Raw genomic sequence first — 23,260 nt, 5'->3', positions numbered from 1 at the left:
GGCTACAGCGAGCTGACTTAAGTGAGCCGGGAGTGAAACTCCCGGCATCATATTGCGGGTCTCTACTTGGCGACAATATTAACCAGTTTGCCAGGAACGACGATTACTTTGCGCACCGTAGCTTCACCGATAAATTTCTGAACGTTCTCATCGGCGAGGGCGAGTTTTTCCAGGCTCTCTTTGTCTGCATCAGCAGGCGCATCCAGTTTTGCCCGTACCTTGCCATTGACCTGGACGACCAAAGTAATCGAGGTGCGCACCAGTGCTTTTTCATCTGCCATTGGCCAAGGAGAATCGATTAGGGCACTGGTATTCCCCAGCACCTGCCACAGTTGGTGACAGATATGAGGAGTAACCGGAGCCAACAGCAAGACGGCGGTCTGTAGGGCTTCTCTCTCTACAGCCAGTCCTTGATCACTGTTGCGATCTGCCAGCTTGCCCACTTCATTGAGCAATTCCATTACTGCTGCGATAGCGGTATTAAAGGTCTGGCGGCGGCCATAGTCATCCCCCACTTTTTGGATGGTCTCGTGGGTTTTGCGGCGTAGCTGCTGTTGCTTGTCATTGAGGGACTGCTGGTCGATCTGTGCTTCACTGGAGCCCGCTGCAATATGGGCGTGAACGGTCTTCCAGAGTTTGCGCAGGAAGCGGCTGGCACCTTCCACACCGGCATCGTGCCACTCCAGAGTCTGCTCCGGAGGGGCGGCAAACATGGTGAACAGGCGAACGGTATCGGCACCGTACTCCTCAACCGCAGCGTGAGGGTCTATGCCATTGTTCTTGGACTTGGACATCTTTACCACGCCGCCGGCAATAATCTCTTCGCCGGTGGCTCGCTCAATCGCTTTGGTCGGCTTGCCCTTGTCATCGCGCTCGACGTCCACATCGGCGGGGTTGATCCAGGTCTTGTGGCCGTGTTCCTCCTTGTAGAAGGATTCGGCTAACACCATGCCCTGACACAGCAGCTGCTTGAAGGGTTCATCGCTATTGACCAGGCCCTCATCCCGCATCAGCTTGTGGAAGAAGCGCGCGTAGAGAAGGTGCAAGATGGCATGTTCAATACCGCCGACATACTGGTCCACTGGCAGCCAGTAGTTGGCGCGGTCCGGGTCCAGCATGCCCTCTTCAAAATCGGGACAGGTATAACGGGCGTAGTACCAGCTGGACTCCATAAAGGTGTCGAAGGTATCGGTTTCACGTTCTACGGGAGTGCCGTTGAGTTCGTCTTTACGCCATTCGGGATCGGCTTTAATAGGTGATTGAACGCCGTCGAGCTCGACATCTTCCGGCAACAGGATCGGCAGCTTGTCTGCGGGTACTGGTATTTCTCCGCCGTCGGCCAGGTTGAACATGGGGATGGGCGCACCCCAGTAGCGTTGGCGGGATACACCCCAGTCGCGCAGGCGGTAGTTGGTCTTAACCCGACCCTTACCTGCAGCAATCAGCGCTTCGGAGATCGCAGTAAAGGCGCCATCAAAATCCAGGCCGTCAAAACTGCCGGAATTCACCAGTTTGCCTTTCTCTGTATAGGCCTCTTTCTCCAAATCGATAGACTCGCCGTCGGCAGCCTCGATAACCTGGATAACGGGCAGCTGGTATTTTTGTGCAAATTCCCAATCGCGCTGGTCGTGTGCCGGTACTGCCATCACTGCGCCTGAGCCGTAATCCATCAGAACATAGTTGGCCACCCATACGGAGACTTCTTCACCGCTGATGGGGTGAATTGCCTTGAGCCCGGTATCCATGCCTTTCTTGTCCATCGTGGCCATATCGGCTTCGGACAGGGACTGCTTTTTGCACTCGGCGATAAAGGCTTTGAGTTCGGGGTTGGACTCGGCAAGCTCCAGAGCGATGGGGTGCTCGGCGGCGAGGGAAACATAGGTAACGCCCATCAGTGTATCCGGACGGGTGGTATACACATCGAAGTGGTCCATGCCCGCAATAGGCTTGGGCAGGGCAAAGCTCAGCTCTACTCCCCGGCTCTTGCCGATCCAGTTGCGCTGCATGGTGCGCACCTGCTCGGGCCACTCGGGCAGTTTGTCCAGGTCTTCGAGCAGCTCTTCGGCATAATCGGTGATCTTGATAAACCACTGGGCCAGCTCGCGGCGCTCAACGGTGGTGCCACAGCGCCAGCAGGCGCCATCTTCGACCTGCTCATTGGCCAGTACGGTCTGGTCGTGGGGGCACCAGTTCACTGCAGAGTTCTTCTTGTAGACCAGGCCTTTTTCGTAGAGGCGGGTGAAGAACCACTGCTCCCAGCGGTAGTAGGTGGGCTGGCAGGTGGCCAGTTCGCGGGACCAGTCAAAGCCAAAACCCAGGGCCTTGAGCTGGCCTTTCATGTACTCGATATTGGCATAGGTCCATTTGGCTGGAGCGGTCTTGTTCTGGATGGCCGCATTCTCTGCAGGCAGACCGAAAGCATCCCAGCCCATCGGGTGCAACACGTTCTTGCCCTGCATGCGCTGATAGCGAGTAATTACATCGGTAATGGTGTAATTGCGCACATGCCCCATGTGTAGCTTGCCGCTGGGGTAGGGGAACATGGATAGGCAGTAGAACTTTTCCCTGCCGGCGTCTTCCTTTACTTCAAAGCTCTTCTCGGCCTCCCAGAATTCCTGGGCGGAAGCTTCGACTGCGGAGGGGTTGTACTGCTCTTCCATCGATTCGGGACCTATACTCTGTGATCAAAATTTGCGGGAAACTGTTCAGTGTTTATTGGGGGATGTGAACGCTTGTCAATCGGTAAAGATTGATCGCGATCAAGTTTCGCTCCCAGTGCATCTTTTACGATGCGTAAACGCGGGATTATAGGAGGGATACCGTGACGAAGGAACCAAAGTTGCCGCCGAAGGACGATCTGATTAATGAGTTTCGCGAAGACTTTGAAGATTTGGTCGAAGGTGAGCTGGCTGTTGAGAATCTCACCGCCAATAAGATGGCATTTTTGCGCGCTTGGCTGAAAGATGACCTGCATCGGGCTGCTGACTATATCCGGGGACTAGGTGGGGAATTGAAGACCCTAGAGGAGCGCAGCGGTGATTGGCTGCTGGATGCGGCGGACCCCACAGAAACTGCCTGGCCAAACTTAATGCGATGCATCAAAGAGGGCAAGCCCTGGGCTTTGGCCGGCGAGTTTGTAGGGCCGGATGAGGAGTTGCAGTGTTTGGGCTGTGGATACCGAGCTATGCCGCCGGCAAATACCCAGATCACTCCCTGCCACCGGTGTGGTTATGGATGCTTTCGTCAGATTGAGGGTGGTCTCGAGTATTGAATGGGCTCTATACGGCGGCGGCCACGCTTCTGATGCCTCCAGCAGCCCCATTGTTGGGGCTGCTGGTTGCATTCCTTTTGCGATTCTCTTCATCCGGGTCCTTGCTTGAGAGATGCTCTCTACCCTTGGCTGTGATTTCCTTTTGTGTGCTTTGGTTAGGGGCGACCCCGGCATTCTCATCCTGGCTTGGGGATCGATTGGGCAAAGTACCTTATCAACCCCATATAAGGCCTGAGGCTGTTGTGATCCTTGGTGCAGGGCGTTATCGCGACAGGTATTCGAATAGGGAGAGACTCTCTGCGGCGAGTCTTGAAAGAGTTGCCGGTGCTGTCGAGCAAGCACCAAAAGAGTTACCGATTCTGGTATCTGGCGGTCGGGTTCACAGCGGAGAGCGGCTGGCAGAGTCTGATTTAATGGCTGCGTTGTTGGAGGAAGAGTTTTCCACTCCGGTCACTTGGCGTGAAGATTGCAGTCGTACTACTGCAGAGAATGCAGTAAATAGTGCTGATATTTTGCACAGTGCTAATGTGAGGTCGGTTTTTTTGGCCACTCACTGGTGGCATATGCCTCGCGCAGCGGAAATTTTTTCCCGCGCTGGCTTAGAGGTACAACCCCTGCCGGTTGGGAGTGCCGGAGAATTGATGCCCCGCGCTCAAACAGGTGTGGGGCGCTGGCTGCCCAATGCTGTCTCCCTGCTAAGGACCCAGGTCTACTGGCGGGAAATACTGGCACGGATCTGGTATCGGTGGAGTTCGCTACCGTCCATCAGGAAATGTTGAGGATCCATAAGGAACTTTTTGATAAATGTAATCTCAGAGGGCTACAGGATTTGAGGGATCAGGCGTCGAGCCCAAATGTTTGAGAGCTCTTGATTGCTAGTTGTACCGGGCTTAGGATGACTGGCGCCACAGGACATACCCATTGATTACCTTTTAATATGGAGTAGCGGCTGTGGATAAGAAACATAACAATAATCGAGATAACCTTATGATGAAGGGCATCCCACTTTCTTTCTCTCCGATACAGTTACATAACCGGTTGAACCGGGCTGTTTGGATTGGCTTCAAGCGGGTTGAGCAAGATGGCCGCACACTGGTTTTTCTGTGTGCCGGTGGCGATAGCGGCGCCCAACTCAGTAAAAATTTTGAGACCTTTGCCGGGCAGATAGTCCGGGAGTTCGGTTTTGCTCCCGCCGAAGTGGAGTTTATCGAGCTGCGTTCAAAAGCCGAGGAGTCCCATTGGTATCGCTGGCATGCCCAATGGGTGGGGTCTGCGCCAATGGAGTGCCATGGCGACCTGGTGACCAGTGAATCTAGCCGACGCTACTTAGCCCAGGCACTCGAAAGCGATATGGCCGCCGCTTAAATTCATTTGTTCAGGCGCTGGCTTTAGTGGCAGCGCCGTCACCCTTGAGCAGGTCTGAGAGGGCCTGCTCCAGAGTTGGAAATTGGAAGGTATAGCCGGTTTCCAATGCTGTACAGGGCTCGACCCTATCACTGGCTAGCAGTAATTCATCAGCCATCTCTCCAAAAGCTATCTTTAAAGCCCAGGTCGGTAAGCGTAAAAACGCCGGGCGATGCAGCTCTTTGGCCAGGATCCGGGCAAAGCTGTTGTTGGTGACAGGTTCTGGTGCACTTCCGTTAAATGGACGGCAAAGTTGATTGTCGATGGCGTGTAATATCAGCCCGACTTCGTCTTCTTCGTGAATCCAGCTCATCCAGTGCTCGCCCGAGCCCATGGGGCCGCCAAGCCCGAGACGAAATGGTGGCAGCATTTGGGGAAGGGCGCCACCGCGCATGGAGAGAACGATAGCTGTGCGGATAATGCCTACCTTAACGCCAGAGTGCTGCAGCGGGAGCGTGGCGGCCTCCCAGTCCCGACACAGCTGTGCGGCAAAGCCCCCTCCTGGAGCGCTGTCTTCTTTCAGTAACTCCCCTCCGCGATTGCCGTAATAGCCGATTGCGGAGCCGGACAAGAAGTAGGATGGCTTGTCTCTTTGGCCCAGGGTCCAGTGAACCAGCTTCTCTGTTGTGTCCAGGCGTGAACTGCGAATCTCAGTGCGATATTTTTCTGTCCAGCGACGGGAGATGGGGGCCCCGGCAAGGTTCACAATAACATCTACGGGCTGGTTTACCTCTGCGGGATCGCGGCAGGCGTTGGCTGATTCGCCACATAAGTTTCGAACCCTGTCCGGATGTCGGCTTAATACCGTAATAGTATTGCCTCGCTCCAGCCAGCGCCGACAAAAGAGTCTGCCTATAAGCCCGGTGCCACCGCTAATCAAGCAATGCATGGGGAATCACCTTGCCTTATATTCGCTAGAAAATTGAATGGAGCATAGCAGTGATATTCAGTGGCGGTAGCTTACCGATGGCCACCCCGGCAGGGAGTGGCCACAGGGCTTGTTTTAATCGGGTAGCTCGCCACTGAGAGGGGAGTTGGATTGGGGTTCCACCCTACGGCGTAAAAACAGGGCCAGGGCCAGCATTGGGAGCGCCAAGGCAAATACCAATGAGATGCCGGCTAGCATAAACGGAGTGGCGCCACTCATCGCTCTGATATCCCCGGTCATATTCGCGCGCTCGAATTGGGGGAGTTTTTTAATAATCCTCCCCTTGGGGTCCACAATTGCCGTCACACCAGTATTTGTCCCTCTCACCAGGTAGCGACCAGTTTCCAAAGCGCGCATCTGCGCCATTTGCATATGTTGTAAGGGGCCAATAGAGGTCCCGAACCATGCATCATTGCTAATGGTCAGCAAAACCTGGGAAGACAGTGCTGAGTCGGCAACCAGCCTGGGATAGACAATCTCATAGCAGATAAGCGGCGCCCAGCTTGCACCAGCAGCATTGAGTGGTGATTGTTCGTCCGGGCCTGAGCGGATAAAGGAAGTGGGGAGATTAAAAAACTCGATAGTGCCCCGAATAAAATCCTCCAGAGGTACATACTCACCAAAGGGGACCAGGTGGCGCTTGTGATACACGCTGGGGCTCTGGCCAAAAACTGCGGCGGAGTTGTGAATACTCGGCCGCTCCTGTGCCGAACCCCGGGTGTCATAGAGAATACCGGTGATCAAATCGATGTTGGTAGTCTCAGCATTGCGTTGCAGCGCCTGCATAAGGTTGGGGGCTTGCCCGTAGAGCATGGGCAGGGCGGCTTCGGGCCAGATAATAACGTCTACATCCTGATCGCTAAGGGCGCGAGTACCCTCCTGATAACGACTGATAGTTTCCCCGCGAAACTCTGGCAACCACTTCTTTTCCTGAGGAATATTAGCCTGCACCAGCCCAACGCTGATAAGAGGACCTTTTGCGGAGGTCCACTCCACTTGGGAGAGGGCAGCTCCTATTGGCCAGGAGGCCAGTGCCGCAGTGAGTAGAATGATATGGCTGTGTCGCTTGAGCGGGGATAGGCGGCCACTGACAACCAGGGCCAGCACTGCGCCGGTAAATGCCAATAGCAGGCCTATGCCGTAGACACTCAAAATCGGCGCCCAGCCCGCTAGCCAGGTTTCTGTATGGCCATAGCCGGCGAAGAGCCAGGGGAAACCGGTAAAGGCCCAGCTGCGCAGCCATTCACTGATAAACCACAATGCGGCAAAAGCCAGAGCGAAGCTGAATTTATTATCTGTGAAGCGGCCCAGAATGTAGAAGGGCGCGGCTAACAGCAGCGCCATAATAGCGACGAAGCTTCCGGTGAGGGCCAGTCCTAATGGCACCGATGAGTTGCCAAAATTTGTAATCGAAACGTAGACCCAGGAAGCCCCGCTGGCGAAGAGGCCCAATCCATAGCAGAGGGCGAGCCAGAAGCTTTTGCGACCTGGTAGCACCTGCCCTTTGGCTGCAGAGAGCAGAATCCAGGCGAATAGTGTCAGGGACAGCAGGCCACATACCCAATAGTTAAATGGGGCAAATGAAAGTGTCATCAACCCGCCAGCTACAACGCTGGCGAGAGGAGAAAATAATCTGCGCATAAAGTTGTTGTCAGGATACCCCGTTCGCTCAGGGTATCAGTGTATTAAGGCTTGCAGTAATGAGCGGTACTCAGCTGTCTTCTTCTGGCGGTTTGCGCATATGGGCAACCCGCAAAAGGTGTATCTGGCGGCTGTCTGCATAGAGTACCCGGAACATAAAGTCACCCAGTCGGGTGACTTCGTCACGGCCCGGCAAATGGCCGAATGATTGCATAATAAGACCGCCGACAGTGTCGAATTCTTCATCACTAAAGGCGCTCTCGAAAAATTCATTGAACTCTTCAATGGGAGTCAGAGCTTTAACGATAAAATCGTTTTCCCCAACTTTACGGATATAACTATCCGCTTCTTCCTCGTCGGTCTCGTCTTCGATTTCACCGACAATTTCCTCGAGAATATCTTCGATAGTCACAACACCGGATACACCGCCGTATTCGTCTATCACGACCGCCATATGGTAGCGGTTCTCACGGAACTCGCGCAGCAGGATATTGAGGCGCTTGCTCTCGGGAATAATATTGGCTGGGCGGATCAGGTCTTCGAGCTGAAATCCGTCGAAACCTTTCAACAGGAGAGGGAGCAGGTCTTTGGCGAGCAATATCCCGCGTATATCATCAACACTTTCGCCGACGACAGGGAATCGGGAGTGCCCCGAATCAATAATTTTGGGGAGGAACTCTTCCGGCTTATCTTGAAGGCCTACCACAACCATTTGCGAGCGTGGAATCATAATCTCGCGGACTTGCTGGCTGGAAACGTCCAGTGCGCCTTCGATAATAGAGAGCGCTTCAGCATCTACCAGCTGATTTTCAGCGGCGTCCTTAATGATGTCCAATAATTCGTCGCGAGACTTGGGTTCAGCTGAAAAGGCGCTGAACAGCTTTTCCAGCCAACTTTTTTCACTCGCGCGGGATTTGCTCGCTGAGTGACTACTTGGGGGCTCGTCTGTGGTCATGGAAGTGGCCATGCTCCGGGGTTCTCTCGTTGGTAGATAAAATTCAGTAGCAGTTTGCCATTACTTCGGTGGTACAGCGGCTATCATCCCACTTCATCCTGTGGGGCGTAGGGGTCTGCAATGCCGAGGTTGGCGAGCAACTTCGTTTCCAGGCTTTCCATAACCTGAGCGTCTGCATCTTCGATATGGTCATAACCTAGAAGGTGCAGTGTGCCATGGACCACCATATGTGCCCAGTGCGCCGATAGTGATTTGCTCTGTTGCTCCGCTTCCAGTTCAACTACTGGGGCACAGATCACAAGATCTCCAAGCATTGGGAGATCCAGCTCCGCAGGGAAATCGGTAGGGAAGGATAAAACATTAGTGGGTTTATCCTTGCCTCGGTACTGGTGATTAAGTTCCTGGCTCTCACTTTCGTCCACGATTCGCACCGACAGTTCCGCTTCGTTGCGGTGGCCGGTCAAAGCCTTGGATACCCAGTTGCTGATAGCCTCATCGGAAGGGATGTCGTGGCAGCGGCTGACCCGCTGCACATCGAGTATTAAATCAGTCATAACTCAGGTGCGGACTCTAAGCGGCATTCTCATCGGCTTTATTGGAAATTCGATCTGCCGAGGCCATTTCCAGCTCAGCTTCATGAATATCGTAGGCCTCCACAATGCGCTGCACGAGGGGGTGGCGAACCACATCCTTGGCTCCAAAGTGGGTAAAGCTGATTCCGTTAACCCGCCCCAGTACTCCAACAGCATGGCGCAAACCGGAAGCTTGGCCACGGGGCAGGTCGACCTGGCTGGGGTCACCGGTAATTACGGCGGTTGAGCCAAAGCCAATCCGCGTGAGGAACATTTTCATCTGCTCGCGGGTGGTATTTTGGCTCTCATCGAGAATAACAAAGGCGTTATTCAGGGTGCGCCCGCGCATATAGGCAAGGGGAGCCACTTCGATAACGTTGCGCTCGATCAGCTTGCCAACAGTTTCAAAACCGAGCATTTCGTAGAGGGCGTCGTAGAGTGGGCGGAGGTAAGGGTCTACCTTTTGGCTCAAGTCACCGGGCAGGAAGCCCAATTTCTCGCCGGCTTCAACGGCGGGGCGGACCAGGAGGATTCGCTCAACTTCATCCTTGAGCAGAGACTCCACAGCACAGGCTACTGCCAGGTAGGTTTTACCGGTACCGGCGGGTCCGATACCGAAATTGATATCATTGGTCTGCACAGCGCGAACGTATTTACGCTGATTGAGCCCTCTGGGGCGTACCGAGCACTTCTTCGTGCGAATCAGTACTACTTGGTCAGCTTCGCTGGAGTCACCGCTACCATCCTGGCCGGTGAGTTCTTCAACTCCCGCTTGCTGCAGAGCCAGGTGAATCTCATCTGGAGTGAGATAGTCCTTGGTACCGGTTTCCTTGTAGAGCCTACTGAGTAGTTCGCCAGCGGCACGCGCCGATTTGGCATCGCCGAAAAATGAAAACTGGTTGCCACGATTTCGAATTTCGATATCCAGGCGCTGTTCTATTTGGCGTAGGTGTTGGTCGAACTGACCGCAGAGATTGGCGAGACGGCGTGCGTCGTTGGGCTCGAGAGTGATGCTGTGAGCGAGGGTTTGTGTTTCCAAATTGGTTTCCGGCACCTTTAATCCAGGGGTTATATTGCTAGGGTATACCCATTTTCCCTAAAGGGGAAAGAGGTGATTCCTACAAATAGGTTCTAACTTTACCTGATTTTAATTACGGGGCGTAATTTGGGGGGTAAGTTGAGCCTAATTTGGCGGCAGGATGTGCTTTCGAAGTACATCTTGCCGCTATTTGAGGTAATCACAAAGTCTTAGAACAGATCTTCTTCCAGCTCAGATGTGACTAAAGTACCGCGCAGGGAGTTTGGCAGGGCCTCTTCAATCACAACATCGGCAAATTTGCCGATCAGGGCGAGATCGTCCGCACGGAAGTTGACTACCCGGTTGTTCTCGGTGCGGCCTTGCAGCTGTCCGGGGTCCTTTTTGGAAACGCCGGTTACCAGCACACGCTCAGTGTTGCCAACCATGCGGCGGGCAATAGCTGCAGCCTGCTGGTTAATCCGCGCTTGCAGCAGCTGTAGGCGCTGCTTTTTCACCTCTTCCGGGGTGTCATCGGCCAAGTCGGCAGCCGGAGTGCCTGGGCGAGGGGAGTATATAAAGCTGAAGGAGATATCGAAGCCCACGTCCTGGATCAGGTTCATGGTCGCTTCAAAGTCCCTGTCAGTTTCGCCGGGGAAGCCGATAATAAAGTCTGAAGACAGGCAGATATCCGGGCGAATTTTCTTCAAGCGGCGGATCTTGGATTTGTACTCCAGGGCGGTGTGGCCGCGTTTCATTGCCATCAGAATGCGGTCGGAGCCACTCTGTACGGGCAGGTGAAGGTGACTAACCAGTTCTGGCACCTGTCCGTAGACATCGATCAGCGCATCGGAGAACTCTACCGGGTGAGAGGTGGTATAGCGGATACGGTCGATGCCATCGATCGCTGCCACATAAGTGATCAGCTCGGCGAAATCTACTTCGTGGCCATCTTCTCCCGTAGCGCGGTAGGCGTTTACGTTTTGCCCAAGCAGGTTCACCTCGCGGACACCCTGGTCTGCCAGATGGGCGATCTCTTCGAGTACATCGGCCACAGGGCGGCTGACTTCTTCGCCACGGGTGTAGGGAACCACGCAGAAAGTACAGTACTTGGAGCAGCCTTCCATAATAGAGACAAATGCGGTGGCGCCGTCGGCCTCTGGCTGGGGCAGGCGATCAAACTTCTCGATCTCTGGGAAGCTCACATCGACGATAACTGCGCCGCTTTTTTGCTCTTTGGTCTCCATCATCTCCGGCAGGCGATGCAGGGTCTGGGGACCAAAGATCAAGTCTACATGGGGTGCGCGCTTGGCAATCGCCTCGCCTTCCTGACTGGCTACACAGCCGCCAACACCAATCACCAGGTCGGGATTTTTTTCCTTCAGGTGCTTCCAACGGCCCAGCTGGTGGAACAGCTTTTCCTGGGCTTTCTCGCGGATAGAACAGGTGTTGACCAATAGTACATCCGCCTCGTCGGGATCGTCGGTAGGTACCATGTCGTGGGACTCGCCGAGCAGATCGCGCATCCTCGCGGAATCGTACTCATTCATTTGGCAGCCGTGGGTCTTAATATATAGCTTTTTCACCGATGTTTCGGACATATCGCGCCTGGTTAAAAACTGGTCAACAATTAGGGTGGGGCATTATAGCGATACGACCCGGCACTGCATAGATGGCTATATTAGCTGTTGCGAACCTGTGCTATTCTTGCGCGCTTTTTCGGGCTTTGCCCGTTCTTTGATCAATTTGAGCTTCGGGGTCATCCCCATCCTGAGAGACTTATGGCCAACCCGATTTATAAAGTTATTTTCCACAATCAAAACCAAGTGTACGAACTCTACGCTCGGGCCATCTATCAAAGTGATATGTACGGCTTTATCGAGGTGGAGGAGTTTGTATTTGGGGAAAAGGCTCAGCTTGTGGTCGATCCCAGTGAGGAAAAGCTGAAAACCGAATTTGCTTCGGTAACCCGTTCCTATATTCCGATGCACAGCATCGTGCGTATCGATGAAGTGGAAAAAGAGGGCACCGGCAAGATTGTTGAAGTAAAGGGTGACAAAGTTGCCAAGTTTCCTTTTGCCCCGCCTATCCGTCATCCCCAGGACACAGAGTGAGCTTTATTTTTACTCTGAATCAGGCCGGGCTCTATGCCCGGTTTTTAGCGCCAAAATCATCCGCTGCACCTTTTTTTCCTCTGCAATATAAGCTTCAATAAAAATCCTCCTGACTGTCATCAAATCGCTGCAAAGTGGTTGCGCTGACGATCAACGCCGTTCTGTATTTAGTTGATCTCAATTTGCTAGCAAGAGAGCAAATACGGATTTATCGATTTTTCTCAAGTTAGCTCAAGCGACGACCTATATTTTTGCCGCGTATCTGCCCTGATTTTTATGGGCTGATAACTGGTACAGACTGGAACTTTGCTATGAGCAATCGCTATCGCGCACTGTGGATTTCCGATGTCCATTTGGGCAGCAGAGACAGTGAGCCCCATCGACTTGCAGATTTTCTGGCTCAGAATCGCGCCGATACGGTCTATCTGGTTGGGGATATTTTTGATATGCAGGCACTCGCTCAAGGACGAGGTACATGGTGTCAGGCCTCTTCGCTGCTACTGGAAATGCTTTCCGAATTAAGTAGCCTGACGCCTGAAGTCATTTATATTCCTGGAAATCACGACGCGCCAATGCGCAGCTGGGCCGGAAAGCGGCTCGGCAATATCCGAATTGAAAAAGACTATATCCACACTGCTTCTAATGGGCGCCGCTTTTGGGTAACCCACGGCGATCAGTTTGAACACCGAATTAAAATAAATCCAATCAGTTACCATATCGGCGATCGCAGTTATTACCTGATGCTGCGCTTTAATCGCTGGATCAATTATTGGCGCAATCGGTTTAACAAGCCTTGGTGGTCGCTGGCCAGCCAAATAAAAAATCGTGTGGGTGCCGCTCGACAAATGATGAGTGATTTTGAGGATGTCGCCACCCGTGAAGCGATATCGCGGGGGTTCGATGGTGTTATTTGTGGCCATATCCATAGGCCTGCCCTTAGAAATAAAACAGTGTGTGGGGATGCTGTGACCTATGCGAATTGTGGTGATTGGGTCGACTCTATGAGTGCGGTTGTAGAACAACAGGATGGCAATTTAGATCTTTTACATTGGTATCGGACTCCAAAAATTGCCAGCATAATGACAGAGGTGGTTGCGGCATGATTCATCTTGAGACTCTTTTGCAGAAAAACGCCTGGTACAGCGCGGCACCACAAAAAACCACGCGAAAATTGGTTTCTGCCACAGTAAAGAAAATCTGTTGTGAGGAGCAGCTACAGGAATTTACCAGCAGTTACCCCCACCTTGGCGGCCTGGATTTTATTCGCCAAGTATTCGATGACTTGAATTTTCGCTACGAATTAAATCCATCAGAGTTGGCTCGGGTTCCCACTAGTGGGCCGCTGGTGATTGTGTCTAATCACCCCTTAGGAAGCCTGGATGGTCTCGCTCTGATCGATATGGTAGCGCGGGTACGGAAAGATGTTCGAGCTGTCGCAAGCCAATTATTATGGAACATAAAATCCCTGCGCCCCTGTTTATTGCCCGTAGATAACTTTAATGGGCGTACCCGTCGAGCCGATATTGAAGGTATCTATAGCCATTTAGGTGACGGGGGAGCGATTATTATTTTCCCGGCGGGAGAAGTATCCAGGCTCACCCCCCATGGGGTTCGGGATGGACGCTGGAATTCAGGCTTTGCCCGTTTTGCGGAAAAAACCAATGCGCCGATATTGCCGGTGCAGGTTTTAGGGAGGAATTCCTGGTGGTTCTATGGCCTCTCCATGTTGAACAAGCCCCTCTCGACTTTATGGTTGATTAGGGAGATGTTTAAACAGGCCAGCCGCAGTATCGATATTCGTATAGGACGTCCCTTGGAAGCGGAACACTTTCGTAGCTGGCCGCTAACACCCCGCGCCAAGGCTGCTCTGTGGCGTAAACATGTCTACCAGTTACATCGTTCGCCCGCCCCTCTGGGGCCGGAATTAATTGTTGAAGCTGAGCCAAAAGCCGATGTGGCGCGAGTGGTTGAGTCCTGTGTATCACTCTCTGAACTGGGTAATTTTTCTGTGCGTTTGTATCGGCAAAAAGCAGATTGCCCCGTCATGCGGGAATTGGCCAGAGTGAGGGAGATAGCCTTTCGCTCAGTGGGGGAAGGGACCGGCCAGAGCCGGGATTGGGATGCGTTTGATGCTCATTACGACCATCTATTGTTGTGGGATGCAGAAAATCGACAGATTGCAGGAGCTTACCGCATAGCAGCGACCGAGGCGCTCTCGGATGATCAGATATACAGCAGTACGCTATTTAATTACCCGCAGCCTCCTCGGCAGTGCCTGCCAGATTCTGCTGAGCTAGGGCGTAGCTTCCTACTGCCGGAATATTGGAGAGGGCGCGGGTTAGACCTGCTCTGGTGTGCTATTGGGCAGTGGGTATTGCGCAATAAGGTACGCTACCTATTTGGCCCGGTGTCTATGCCCGGTACATTTTCCGTGAGAGCGAAGTCCGTTATTGTGCGCTATTTTTCCCATTATTTTGCTCCTGAAAACTCCTTGGGGGATGCTCGACTGCCATTTCCGGAAGCACAATCTGAACTGCCTGAATTACTTGGGGATTCGGTGTCAGATATGCGTCAATTGAAGCATATTTTGCGTGAGGAGGGCGTTATGCTACCTCCCCTATTTAAAAAGTATGCCTCTGTTACTAAAACGGGAGGAACCAGTTTCCACGCCTTTAATATTGACCCGGATTTTTGTGATGCTGTGGATGGGCTGGTCGTTGTTGATTTATCAAAAGTGGACGAGAAGTTTGCTAAACGTTATTTATCCAGCTGACTTAGAAGTGGCTCTTTATGAAAAAGGCAGCGTAAAGCTGCCTTTTTTGAAGATTCAGGAAATCTCACCTGGCATTTTGGATGGTTAAATTTTGCCAAGCTTTTTACGTAGACTCACCAGTTTGACACAGAGGACGAAAACAGACATTGCGGTATCCAGTTCTTCCAGCGGTGGGAAACTGGGTGCAATACGAATATTGCTGTCCTCAGGGTCCTCACCATAAGGGAAGGTAGCGCCGGCAGGTGTTAATTTTACTCCGGCATCCGCAGCCATTTTAACCACTGCTTTTGCGCAACCGGGAAGGGTATTAAAGGAAACAAAATAACCCCCTTCAGGTTTTTCCCAAGTACCCATATCTGCATCGGTGAGGGCATTATGTAAATGCTCCAGAACACACTCGAACTTCGGGCGAAGAATATCTGCATGTTTATGCATGTGTTCTGTCAGGCTGGTGTATTCGGTAAAAAATCTCGAGTGACGCAACTGGTTGACTTTGTCAGGACCAATGGTCATTGCCTGCATTTGGCCTTTGAGGGAATCGAGATTTGCCTGGCTGGCGCTCACAAACGCAACGCCTGCGCCAGCGTGGGTGACTTTTGAAGTTGAGGCAAACTGTATTACGGAGTCTGCAGTATCATTTTCCAGGGTTGCTGTGCGAATATTTGGCAGATTTACATAGTTGCCAATGTCGTGCACCGAATAGGCATTGTCCCAAAATATCCGGAAGCTAGCGCCGGCAAATTGTCCCAGTTGCGCCAATCTTTCTACAGTTTCCTTGCTGTAAGTGGCTCCTGTTGGATTTGAAAACTTGGGCACACACCAAATACCAACAATCTCTGCGTCTTCACGCACGAGCTTTTCCACAAGCTCCATGTCGGGCCCCTGCTCTCCCATGGGCACGTTAATCATCTCGATACCCAGCTGCTCACAGATCGTAAAATGGCGATCATAGCCGGGAACAGGGCAGAGAAATTTGGGAGCTTTTAATTCGCGCCAGGGGGTAGTGCCCGCAAAGCCGAACAGGTAACCGGTGACTAGGGCGTGATACATCAGTGTAAGAGAGCTGTTGCCTCCGGCAATCACTTCGTTGACCGGCACTTGAAGCATTTCGGCTCCCAGCTCCCTTGCGCAGGTCAGACCGATTAAGCCACCGTAGTTGCGAGTGTCGGTACCGTCTGCCGCTCGATAGTCACCGGAGAGAATTCCATCAAGTTTATCGGAAAGTTTTAATTGCTCCGCCGAGGGCTTTCCACGTGTGATATCCAGGCTTAACTCGTGTTGACAGATCTTGTTGTAGTGAGCGCTTAATTCTTTTTCCCACTCGATCAATTGTTCCTGTGTGGCGGATTCGATATGCACTTGAATTCCCCTGGCTGGTAATGTGAGTTGGCGAGCTTATCAGCCTTAGGTCGCTTTCGTCAGCAGGAAATCACACATGATTATTAGTTTCTCTTGAATCTATTGAGTGGAATTTATCCTGGATACGCTAGCTTTTGAGCTCTCATGTCGTTCATCAGTTCGGCGGTGGTGTTGGGATCTGGGCGTCTGATTATTGGCTGGCTAGAGAGCGGAAGTCCTGGGCATAGTCGCGCAGAGTTTTGCTTAGATGACGACGTTGTGTGGGGCTGGTACTGGATAGAATTTGTTCTCCCAGTTCGCGAGCTTGGGTTTTGCGCTGCTCTTGCGCCTTGCGATATTCTTCGGACCAAAGTTGGTCTGGGTTTTCCAATAGACCGCGCAACTGTTGTTTGTATCCATCAGGCTTCTGTCGGAGAAGCTCAATGGCATGTTGCTGCCAAATCATATGTTGTTCGTTACGTAAAACAGGGTTGTACTCTACCTGCTTTACCCAGGCTGCGATCAGCTGCTTTTGTTGCTCGGTTAAACTTCCCAGCCATCGCCTGCTCTCCCGGCGAATTTGCCGATCGCGGTGTCGTTGTATTTTCCACGGCGAGCGCTGCCATTTTTCCAGTGTTTTCTGCTGCTTTTTGGCCAGGTTGTGTTGCAGGCGATCAATCTGTTGTGGTGTTAACTGCGCCACAATAGGAAGCATTAAGTTGAAGGCGTTGTTACTGGCGCTTTCGATGAAGTGGTACACCTCTTTTTCAACTGGGGCCAGCTGAGGATTCTCAAGTTGGCCTTGATCTACTTTATCTGCCAGTTGGCTCAGGAAATCGGCATATTTTGGTAGCTGTGTTTGGCGGTGCCAGTGAAAGAAGCTGTTTAGAGCCCCTTGAAACTCCAGCTCTTGCTGGGAATTTAAGTCGACATAGTCACGAAGCTTCCAGCGAATCCAATAGTCAATGTTGTTATAGGCGAATTGAATGCTGGAGCAGCTGCTCAGTAAGCTCGCAACTACAAGGAGAATGATTAAACGCCATTTTTGTGTGGTGCAACTGCCCGGGGTTTGGGGCATTGATCCTTCCTGTAGATATGATCGGCAGCGACTGATAGGGGTGCCTTAAGCATAGATTAAAAAGGTATACCCAATTCCAGTTTTGTTGTGACAGTAATGGGGTATCGGGTTGTCGAGCTAGTGGGCGTTTGAAAACAAAGCAGGACGATTAATGGCGTCAATTAACCGAGGTGAAGTACTGCTGGGCATAGACTGTTTGATGGAGCTCGGTATTAATGTGAGAACTGGGTTCATATTTTGAGTGAGTCAGGTAGGAAGTATTATGGTTACCACGGTCATGGAGGCTGAGGCTCGTGAGGCGCCGGATAGGATTGCTGAACAGCTGCATTCCAATGCCAATATAATGTCTCATCTGGGAGAGCGGCTGCGCCAGAAGCCTCCTCGTTTTGTGATGATTGTGGGGAGGGGTTCTTCTGATCATGCGGGCGTCTTTGCCAAGTATCTGATAGAGATTGAAACTGGTACCCCTACTTTTGCTGCCGCACCGTCGGTCTCCAGTGTTTATGGTCGCAAATTAAAGCTCGATGAGGCCCTGGTTATCGTCATTTCCCAGTCTGGGAGAAGCCCAGATATTCTGACCCAGGCCCGCATGGCGAGAGAGCAGGGGGCTTATACAGTCGCTTTGCTTAACGATGAAGATGCGCCGATTAAAGATGTGGTTGACTTGGTAATTCCCCTAAAGGCTGGCCCGGAAAAAGCGGTTGCAGCTACAAAAAGTTATCTAGCGACCCTATCTGCGATACTGCAGATGGTCGCCAGTTGGACGCAGAATCCCGCTCTTTGTAATGCTCTGGAAAAGTTGCCGGAAACTTTGAGATCTGCGGTGCGGGCAGAAATTCAATTGCGTCCGGAAAACCTGGCCTCGGTACAAAATCTGGTAGTTTTGGGGCGGGGTCCCGGTTATGGGATTACCCGGGAACTGGCGCTGAAGTTAAAAGAAGTCTGCAATATCCATGCGGAGTCCTATTCCAGTGCGGAATTCTTGCATGGCCCCGTTACGCTGGTGGAAGGGAAATTGACAGTGGTGAATGTTCCAATCGAGGATGAGTCATTCCCCACACACAGCCAGCAGATCGATGAAATTCGACGGCGTGGGGCGGCTCTGATTAATTTGCATGTGCCGAGTAAGGGGGTTCACCCGAGGGTGGCTCCACTGGCGCTGTTGCAGCGTTTTTATATCGATGTGGCCCACGTGGCGGTAAGTCGGGGGATTAATCCCGATGAGCCGGCGGGTTTAAAGAAAGTTACTCAGACAGTCTGAATAAAACAGAAAATAATATTTGGGAGGGGGAAGTGGGGGTTATCCTGATTGCTGAAAAGCTATTTGATGGCGAGCGCATACTTGCAGATGTTGCTATCACCATTGGAGATAGCGGACTGATTTCCGCAGTGGGTGGGGGAGTGAGTTCCGATGCTGAGCGCTTACCGGGTTTGTTGGTGCCGGGCTTTATTGATATCCAGGTCAATGGTGGAGGTGGTGTACTGTTTAATCAGGAGCCCTCAGTTAATGCGCTTCAGAAAATAAGCGAAGCCCATAGTCAGTTTGGTACCAGTGCTTTCCTGCCCACCTTGATTACGGATAGCTTTCCAGTGATGCAGCAGGCAGCCGATGCGGTAAGTGGGGCCTTGTCCAGCGGTGTTCCGGGTGTGATTGGAGTACATTTTGAGGGGCCGCATTTAAGTGAGGCCAAAAAGGGTACCCATGAAGGAGGGTTTATCCGCTCTTTGAGTCATGAGGAGCTCTCCCTCTACGCCCGGGAAGACCTGGGAATCCGCTTGGTCACTCTGGCGCCAGAGTGTGTATCGGTATCCGATATCCGAAAGTTGGTTTCCCTGGGGGTTCATGTTTGTCTCGGCCATTCGAATGCGAGTGCTGAAGTTGTTGAAGCTGCGTTGGATGCTGGAGCGACAGGATTTACCCACTTATACAATGCAATGTCCCCGCTTCATTCGCGTGAGCCGGGTATGGTGGGGGCAGCCCTGATCCGGGATGATGCCTGGTGTGGATTAATTGCCGATGGCCACCATGTCAGTACCGGCGCTATGGCGTTAGCTTTGAAAGCAAAACCTCGCGGTAAGTTGTTACTGGTAACCGATGCAATGTCGCTAGTGGGCAGTGATGCCACCAGTTTTCCCCTATTTAATCGAGTGGTTACACGAGAAGGGGATAAACTGACCTCCAGTACCGGAGAATTAGCGGGTTCTCACTTGGATATGATCGGCGCGGTTAAAAATATCAGCGACTGGTGTGGGATTGAATTGCTGGAAGCGCTGCGCATGGCAAGTTTGTATCCGGCGCAGTTCCTTGGTCTGGGGGCAGGTGTAATCACTGAAGGGGCCCGAGCGGATATGGTTTTATTAGGTGAGGATCTGCAAGTGAATAGGACCTGGAGCCTGGGGCGTGAAATTTATCGACGAAATTAACTTTCCAGGTCTCTCTTAAGCTGAAGGGGTTATTTGGGCGCGGGGCCAGTGGATTGTCGAATAATTAACTCGGGGGTGAAGCTACGGTATGTTTCACCCTCTTGCCCGGAACCATTGAGTTCTTTTGAACTTTTACACTGAATTTTCTCAAGCAGTAATTCTGCTGCCGAACGGGCGATTTCCTGGTTGGGTTGGTGTGCGGTTGTAAGTTTGGGCCAGGTTTGTCGAGAAAATGGGCTGTCTTCAAATCCTGCGATAGAGACTTGCCCGGGAACATCAATCTTTAACATACGAGCAGCAAATAGAGCGCCCGCTGCGATTTCGTCATTAGCGGCAAATATTGCTGAGGGAGGTTTGTCGCTGTCGAGGATCTTTCTCGCATTAATCTCGCCCGATTCAAATGAATATTTCCCTTCAACAATCAAATGTCGGTCTACTGCTATTCCTGCATCTTTGAGTGCCTGGCTGTATCCATTTTGGCGCCCCAATGTAGAAAGGTGCTCCTCGCCTCCGCTTAGATAAGCGATACGTTTGTGCCCGAGTGAAAGTAGGTGCTGGGTAATATTGTAGGCGGCTTGGCGGTCGTCAATCTGTATAGATTTTCCCTTTGCTTCCTCTGTACTGGTGGAGGAAATAATTCGCACAAATTCCACATTCATGGATTGGAGCGTATCGATAAAAGAAGGTGACTCTGAAAAAGGGGGGGTCAGGACCAATCCGGCTACTTTGCCGTGCTCGACCAGTTTATTTAGGTCGCTGTGGATAACTGGAGATTTCGAACTGCATGGATGGATAAGTAGTTCATACCCTTTTGCTCTGCAGGCTTCCAATATGCCGTTTTGCATATCGATAACGTAGTAGGCATTAGGGTTGTCATAAATAAATGCGATGGAGTAGGAATGTGTCCCCGCCAGATTCCGCGCGGCCAGATTGGGTGTGTAGTTCAGGCTTTTGACTGCGTCGAGCACTTTTTGCCGAGTGGCTGCGCGTACAGAGGGCTCATTATTGATCACCCTGGACACTGTTTTGATAGATACGCCGGCGCGCTCGGCAACATCGTTAATTGTGACTTTCATGCATCAACTAGTTCTATCTGAGCCTTGGCCTTGCTGGCATCGACAAGTAAGTATTGCTGGAAGGTGGGATTTTAACAGTTATGAGTCTGCAATTAGTTTATGGAGTGCGCTTCCTTTCTTAATTTGTGGGTAATTTGTAGTTTTTTATCCCAATGCGTTGAGATTTCTAGACCTTATCATTTGTCTGTAAAAATCCTACACCTAAGTAAGGCCAATCTTTCACTTTGTGACTGAATGAAGGCATTAAGTTTCCCAGTATTAAAGAAAATGATGGCTTTTACGCCAAATGCCTCCTATATGCCTGTCTCCCCTGGTCAACATCTTCAATCACTATTTGAAGCCTCTTGAAAATTTTTGTAGTTTTACTACATAATGCGCATCAATAAGATTGAGTGGCTACAGATTGGGTGAATTACTCAAGCCGGGCGTCCAAAGTCTCTACCACCTCAGTGGGGAGGAGGTTCCGGCATTGTTGGATCACTAACATTCAGCTCTAAGAGCGGGAAGAGGTTCGGAAGTGAGATTTCTACCCGATAACAGGATTTCCCATAAGTCTCCATAAGCAGTCTTGCCGTGGGCTGAAAGGTTTTCCGCTGGAATGATTGGGTTTCCAGCGATCTGATAAAGGCAACTTTGTTCCTTCTGCTTCAGATTTACGATTGGGCAATAGGACATTGGTGGCACTACAACCAAAGGGTTGCAGTGGGAGCCATTCCGCCGAAAGGCGCTCCACGGAAAGATAATCACAGGTGGCTGATGCCACTGAAATGTGACCCTGGTGGTTTTTGTAACTAGAGACCACCTCAACAGAGTTATTACGGAATAGTCATGGTTCACAGCAAGCTTCAGACCGTTACCGAACGCATCATTAAGCGCAGCGAAGAAACTCGTGCAGAGTATCTGGCGCAGGTTGAGAAAGCGCATATTGAAGGGCGGGCAGCGGCACATGTGTCTTGCGGAAACTTGGCCCACGCAATAGCTGCATCTCCGGAAGGTGATAAGCAGTTGATCGCCTCTGGGCGGGGGCCGAACCTGGGTATCGTCAACGCATACAACGATATGTTGTCCGCTCATCAGCCTTATGGTGCCTACCCTGCTCAATTGAAAGAGGCAGCTGCGCGCAATGGCGCAACGGCTCAGGTTGCCGGTGGCGTACCGGCAATGTGCGATGGGGTGACTCAAGGGCGTGCAGGGATGGAACTCAGCCTGTTTTCGCGAGATGTGATTGCCATGTCCACAGCAATCGCGCTTTCGCATGATGTTTTCGAAGGAGCCATATTCCTGGGTATCTGCGACAAAATTGTCCCCGGCCTGGTTATTGGTGCTCTCTCTTTTGGCCACTTACCTTCAATTTTTGTACCTGCGGGTCCAATGCCCACAGGTCTGTCCAATGCGGAAAAAGTCCGGGTTCGCCAGCTGTATGCTGAAGGTAAAGTAGGGCGCTCTGAACTATTGGAAGCCGAGAGTGCTTCCTACCACAGTGCCGGCACTTGCACCTTTTACGGCACTGCCAACAGTAACCAGATGTTGGTAGAAATTATGGGGCTGCAATTGCCCGGCAGTTCCTTCGTAAACCCCGGTACTGATTTGCGCTCGGCATTAAATGAAGCTGCTGTGGCGCAATTGGTAAAAATTACTGAACCGAGCCAGCATACTTCGGTAGCTAAAATTCTCACCGAAAAAGCATTCGTCAACGGAGTGGTGGGATTGCTCGCTACCGGCGGATCTACAAACCACACATTGCACCTTATTGCGATGGCGCGTGCAGCAGGTATTCAGTTGACTTGGCAGGATATGGCAGACCTCTCTGAAGTGGTGCCGTTGCTTTGTCATGTGTACCCGAACGGCACTGCGGATATCAACCACTTTGCCGCAGCCGGCGGTATGCAGTTCCTGATTCGCGAACTCCGCTCCGCTGGCCTTTTACACGATGATGTGCACACAGTACTCGGTAATTCCGGTCTCGAACCTTACTGTGAAGACCCCTTCCTCAACAGTGATACAGGTGGAGTGGTTTGGAAACCCACTCCAGAAGAGAGCGGTGATACGACGGTCATTCGTCCAGCCACTGACCCTTTCTCCCAGCATGGTGGCTTGCAGTTGCTCGAAGGAAACCTTGGGCGCAGTGTAATCAAAGTCTCTGCGGTTAAACCTGAGCACCTCAAAGTGAAGGCTCCGGCCATTGTTCTAGATAACCAGGACGACCTGCTCAAGCGATTCAAAGCCGGTGAGCTAGAGCGTGACTTTGTCGCTGTAGTGAGATTCCAGGGACCTCGCGCCAACGGTATGCCGGAACTGCACAAGCTAACACCGACGTTGGGGGTGCTACAGGACCGTGGCTTTAAAGTGGCATTAGTCACCGATGGGCGTATGTCCGGCGCTTCCGGGAAAGTCCCAGCTGCCATTCATATGTCACCGGAAGCCGTAGAGGGCGGTGCGATTGCCAAGGTACAAGAGGGTGACATGATTGAACTCGACTCAGAGGCTGGTGTTTTACGCGTACTGGTAGATGAAGCTGAATTTAATGCCCGCCAACCGGCCCAGTGTGACCTGTCTAAAAGTGCCCGTGGTACCGGCCGTGAACTATTCGCTAATATGCGCGGGCTTGCCAGTGGTGCAGAGACCGGTGCAAGTATTCTTTATTGATTATTACGGAGCCAAACAGGCTCCG

General features: G+C 51.9%; 19 protein-coding genes. 9 read left to right on the top strand and 10 right to left on the bottom strand.

Annotated elements, in window-relative coordinates:
• Window positions 1-62: 62 nt before the first annotated feature.
• Entirely contained in the window at window positions 63-2,660 is a 2,598-nt protein-coding gene (gene leuS, locus ACJJI4_RS15875) for a leucine--tRNA ligase (protein ID WP_444925763.1), read from the bottom strand.
• Between the two features lie 161 nt (window positions 2,661-2,821).
• Here leuS and ACJJI4_RS15870 point away from each other — a divergent pair, with 161 nt between their 5' ends.
• The 3 genes from ACJJI4_RS15870 (at window position 2,822) to ACJJI4_RS15860 (ending at window position 4,636) form a co-directional block, all read left to right on the top strand.
• Complete coding sequence (locus ACJJI4_RS15870) at window positions 2,822-3,271, top strand: zinc ribbon-containing protein (protein WP_108734284.1); 450 nt, start codon at window positions 2,822-2,824, stop codon at window positions 3,269-3,271.
• A gap of 197 nt (window positions 3,272-3,468) precedes the next feature.
• Window positions 3,469-4,050 (top strand): YdcF family protein, encoded by a 582-nt coding sequence (locus ACJJI4_RS15865; RefSeq protein ID WP_413663112.1) that lies wholly within the window; start codon window positions 3,469-3,471, stop codon window positions 4,048-4,050.
• Between the two features lie 172 nt (window positions 4,051-4,222).
• The gene (locus ACJJI4_RS15860; protein ID WP_413663111.1) at window positions 4,223-4,636 is read left to right on the top strand and encodes a hypothetical protein; all 414 of its coding nucleotides are present in this window, start codon (window positions 4,223-4,225) and stop codon (window positions 4,634-4,636) included.
• A gap of 10 nt (window positions 4,637-4,646) precedes the next feature.
• Here ACJJI4_RS15860 and ACJJI4_RS15855 read toward each other — a convergent pair whose 3' ends face one another.
• The 6 genes from ACJJI4_RS15855 to miaB all read right to left on the bottom strand — a co-directional run bounded on the left by ACJJI4_RS15855 (window position 4,647) and on the right by miaB (window position 11,387).
• Window positions 4,647-5,564 (bottom strand): TIGR01777 family oxidoreductase, encoded by a 918-nt coding sequence (locus ACJJI4_RS15855; RefSeq protein ID WP_444925762.1) that lies wholly within the window; start codon window positions 5,562-5,564, stop codon window positions 4,647-4,649.
• Between the two features lie 114 nt (window positions 5,565-5,678).
• Window positions 5,679-7,244: an apolipoprotein N-acyltransferase gene (gene lnt, locus ACJJI4_RS15850; RefSeq protein WP_444925761.1), complete on the bottom strand. Its 1,566-nt coding sequence runs from the start codon at window positions 7,242-7,244 to the stop codon at window positions 5,679-5,681.
• Between the two features lie 70 nt (window positions 7,245-7,314).
• Window positions 7,315-8,199, bottom strand: coding sequence for a CorC family transporter (locus ACJJI4_RS15845; protein ID WP_444925760.1), 885 nt, complete (start codon window positions 8,197-8,199; stop codon window positions 7,315-7,317).
• Window positions 8,200-8,282: 83 nt separating this feature from the next.
• On the bottom strand, window positions 8,283-8,753 hold the full coding sequence (gene ybeY / locus ACJJI4_RS15840; protein WP_444925759.1) for an rRNA maturation RNase YbeY: 471 nt from the start codon (window positions 8,751-8,753) through the stop codon (window positions 8,283-8,285).
• Between the two features lie 16 nt (window positions 8,754-8,769).
• Window positions 8,770-9,825 carry a PhoH family protein gene (locus ACJJI4_RS15835; RefSeq protein ID WP_413663106.1) on the bottom strand — a complete coding sequence of 352 codons (1,056 nt, stop codon included), beginning with the start codon at window positions 9,823-9,825 and terminating at the stop codon, window positions 8,770-8,772.
• Window positions 9,826-10,019: 194 nt separating this feature from the next.
• The gene (miaB, locus tag ACJJI4_RS15830) at window positions 10,020-11,387 is read right to left on the bottom strand and encodes a tRNA (N6-isopentenyl adenosine(37)-C2)-methylthiotransferase MiaB (protein ID WP_413663105.1); all 1,368 of its coding nucleotides are present in this window, start codon (window positions 11,385-11,387) and stop codon (window positions 10,020-10,022) included.
• A gap of 180 nt (window positions 11,388-11,567) precedes the next feature.
• Between miaB and ACJJI4_RS15825 the strand changes: the two genes are divergently transcribed.
• From ACJJI4_RS15825 to olsF, 3 genes are all read left to right on the top strand, one after another.
• Window positions 11,568-11,900 carry a DUF1820 family protein gene (locus ACJJI4_RS15825; RefSeq protein WP_172975496.1) on the top strand — a complete coding sequence of 111 codons (333 nt, stop codon included), beginning with the start codon at window positions 11,568-11,570 and terminating at the stop codon, window positions 11,898-11,900.
• A gap of 311 nt (window positions 11,901-12,211) precedes the next feature.
• Window positions 12,212-13,003 (top strand): UDP-2,3-diacylglucosamine diphosphatase, encoded by a 792-nt coding sequence (locus tag ACJJI4_RS15820; RefSeq protein WP_444896292.1) that lies wholly within the window; start codon window positions 12,212-12,214, stop codon window positions 13,001-13,003.
• Complete coding sequence (gene olsF, locus ACJJI4_RS15815) at window positions 13,000-14,673, top strand: bifunctional ornithine lipid synthase OlsF (protein WP_444915682.1); 1,674 nt, start codon at window positions 13,000-13,002, stop codon at window positions 14,671-14,673. The genes ACJJI4_RS15820 and olsF overlap by 4 nt, the downstream gene beginning before the upstream one ends.
• 84 nt (window positions 14,674-14,757) lie before the next feature.
• On the opposite strand, the gene ACJJI4_RS15810 is transcribed toward olsF, so the two are convergent.
• Window positions 14,758-16,032 carry an aspartate aminotransferase type Ic gene (locus ACJJI4_RS15810; protein ID WP_444925758.1) on the bottom strand — a complete coding sequence of 425 codons (1,275 nt, stop codon included), beginning with the start codon at window positions 16,030-16,032 and terminating at the stop codon, window positions 14,758-14,760.
• A 190-nt stretch (window positions 16,033-16,222) separates the two neighbouring features.
• Window positions 16,223-17,089, bottom strand: coding sequence for a DUF6279 family lipoprotein (locus tag ACJJI4_RS15805; protein WP_444925757.1), 867 nt, complete (start codon window positions 17,087-17,089; stop codon window positions 16,223-16,225).
• Between the two features lie 262 nt (window positions 17,090-17,351).
• On the opposite strand from ACJJI4_RS15805, the gene nagB-II reads away from it, so the two are divergent.
• Window positions 17,352-18,350, top strand: coding sequence for a glucosamine-6-phosphate deaminase NagB-II (gene nagB-II / locus ACJJI4_RS15800; RefSeq protein WP_444925756.1), 999 nt, complete (start codon window positions 17,352-17,354; stop codon window positions 18,348-18,350).
• A gap of 32 nt (window positions 18,351-18,382) precedes the next feature.
• Window positions 18,383-19,513, top strand: a complete 1,131-nt coding sequence (nagA, locus tag ACJJI4_RS15795) for an N-acetylglucosamine-6-phosphate deacetylase (RefSeq protein WP_444925755.1) — start codon at window positions 18,383-18,385, stop codon at window positions 19,511-19,513.
• Window positions 19,514-19,542: 29 nt separating this feature from the next.
• Here nagA and ACJJI4_RS15790 read toward each other — a convergent pair whose 3' ends face one another.
• Complete coding sequence (locus ACJJI4_RS15790) at window positions 19,543-20,589, bottom strand: LacI family DNA-binding transcriptional regulator (RefSeq protein ID WP_444925754.1); 1,047 nt, start codon at window positions 20,587-20,589, stop codon at window positions 19,543-19,545.
• A gap of 828 nt (window positions 20,590-21,417) precedes the next feature.
• On the opposite strand from ACJJI4_RS15790, the gene edd reads away from it, so the two are divergent.
• On the top strand, window positions 21,418-23,235 hold the full coding sequence (gene edd / locus ACJJI4_RS15785; RefSeq protein ID WP_444925753.1) for a phosphogluconate dehydratase: 1,818 nt from the start codon (window positions 21,418-21,420) through the stop codon (window positions 23,233-23,235).
• The last annotated feature ends 25 nt before the right edge of the window (window positions 23,236-23,260 follow it).

The sequence above is a fragment of the Microbulbifer maximicatervae (SeqCode) genome, from assembly GCF_052467305.1.
Note: the sequence above shows the minus strand (reverse complement) of the source record. Positions and strands in the feature narration are given on the sequence as shown.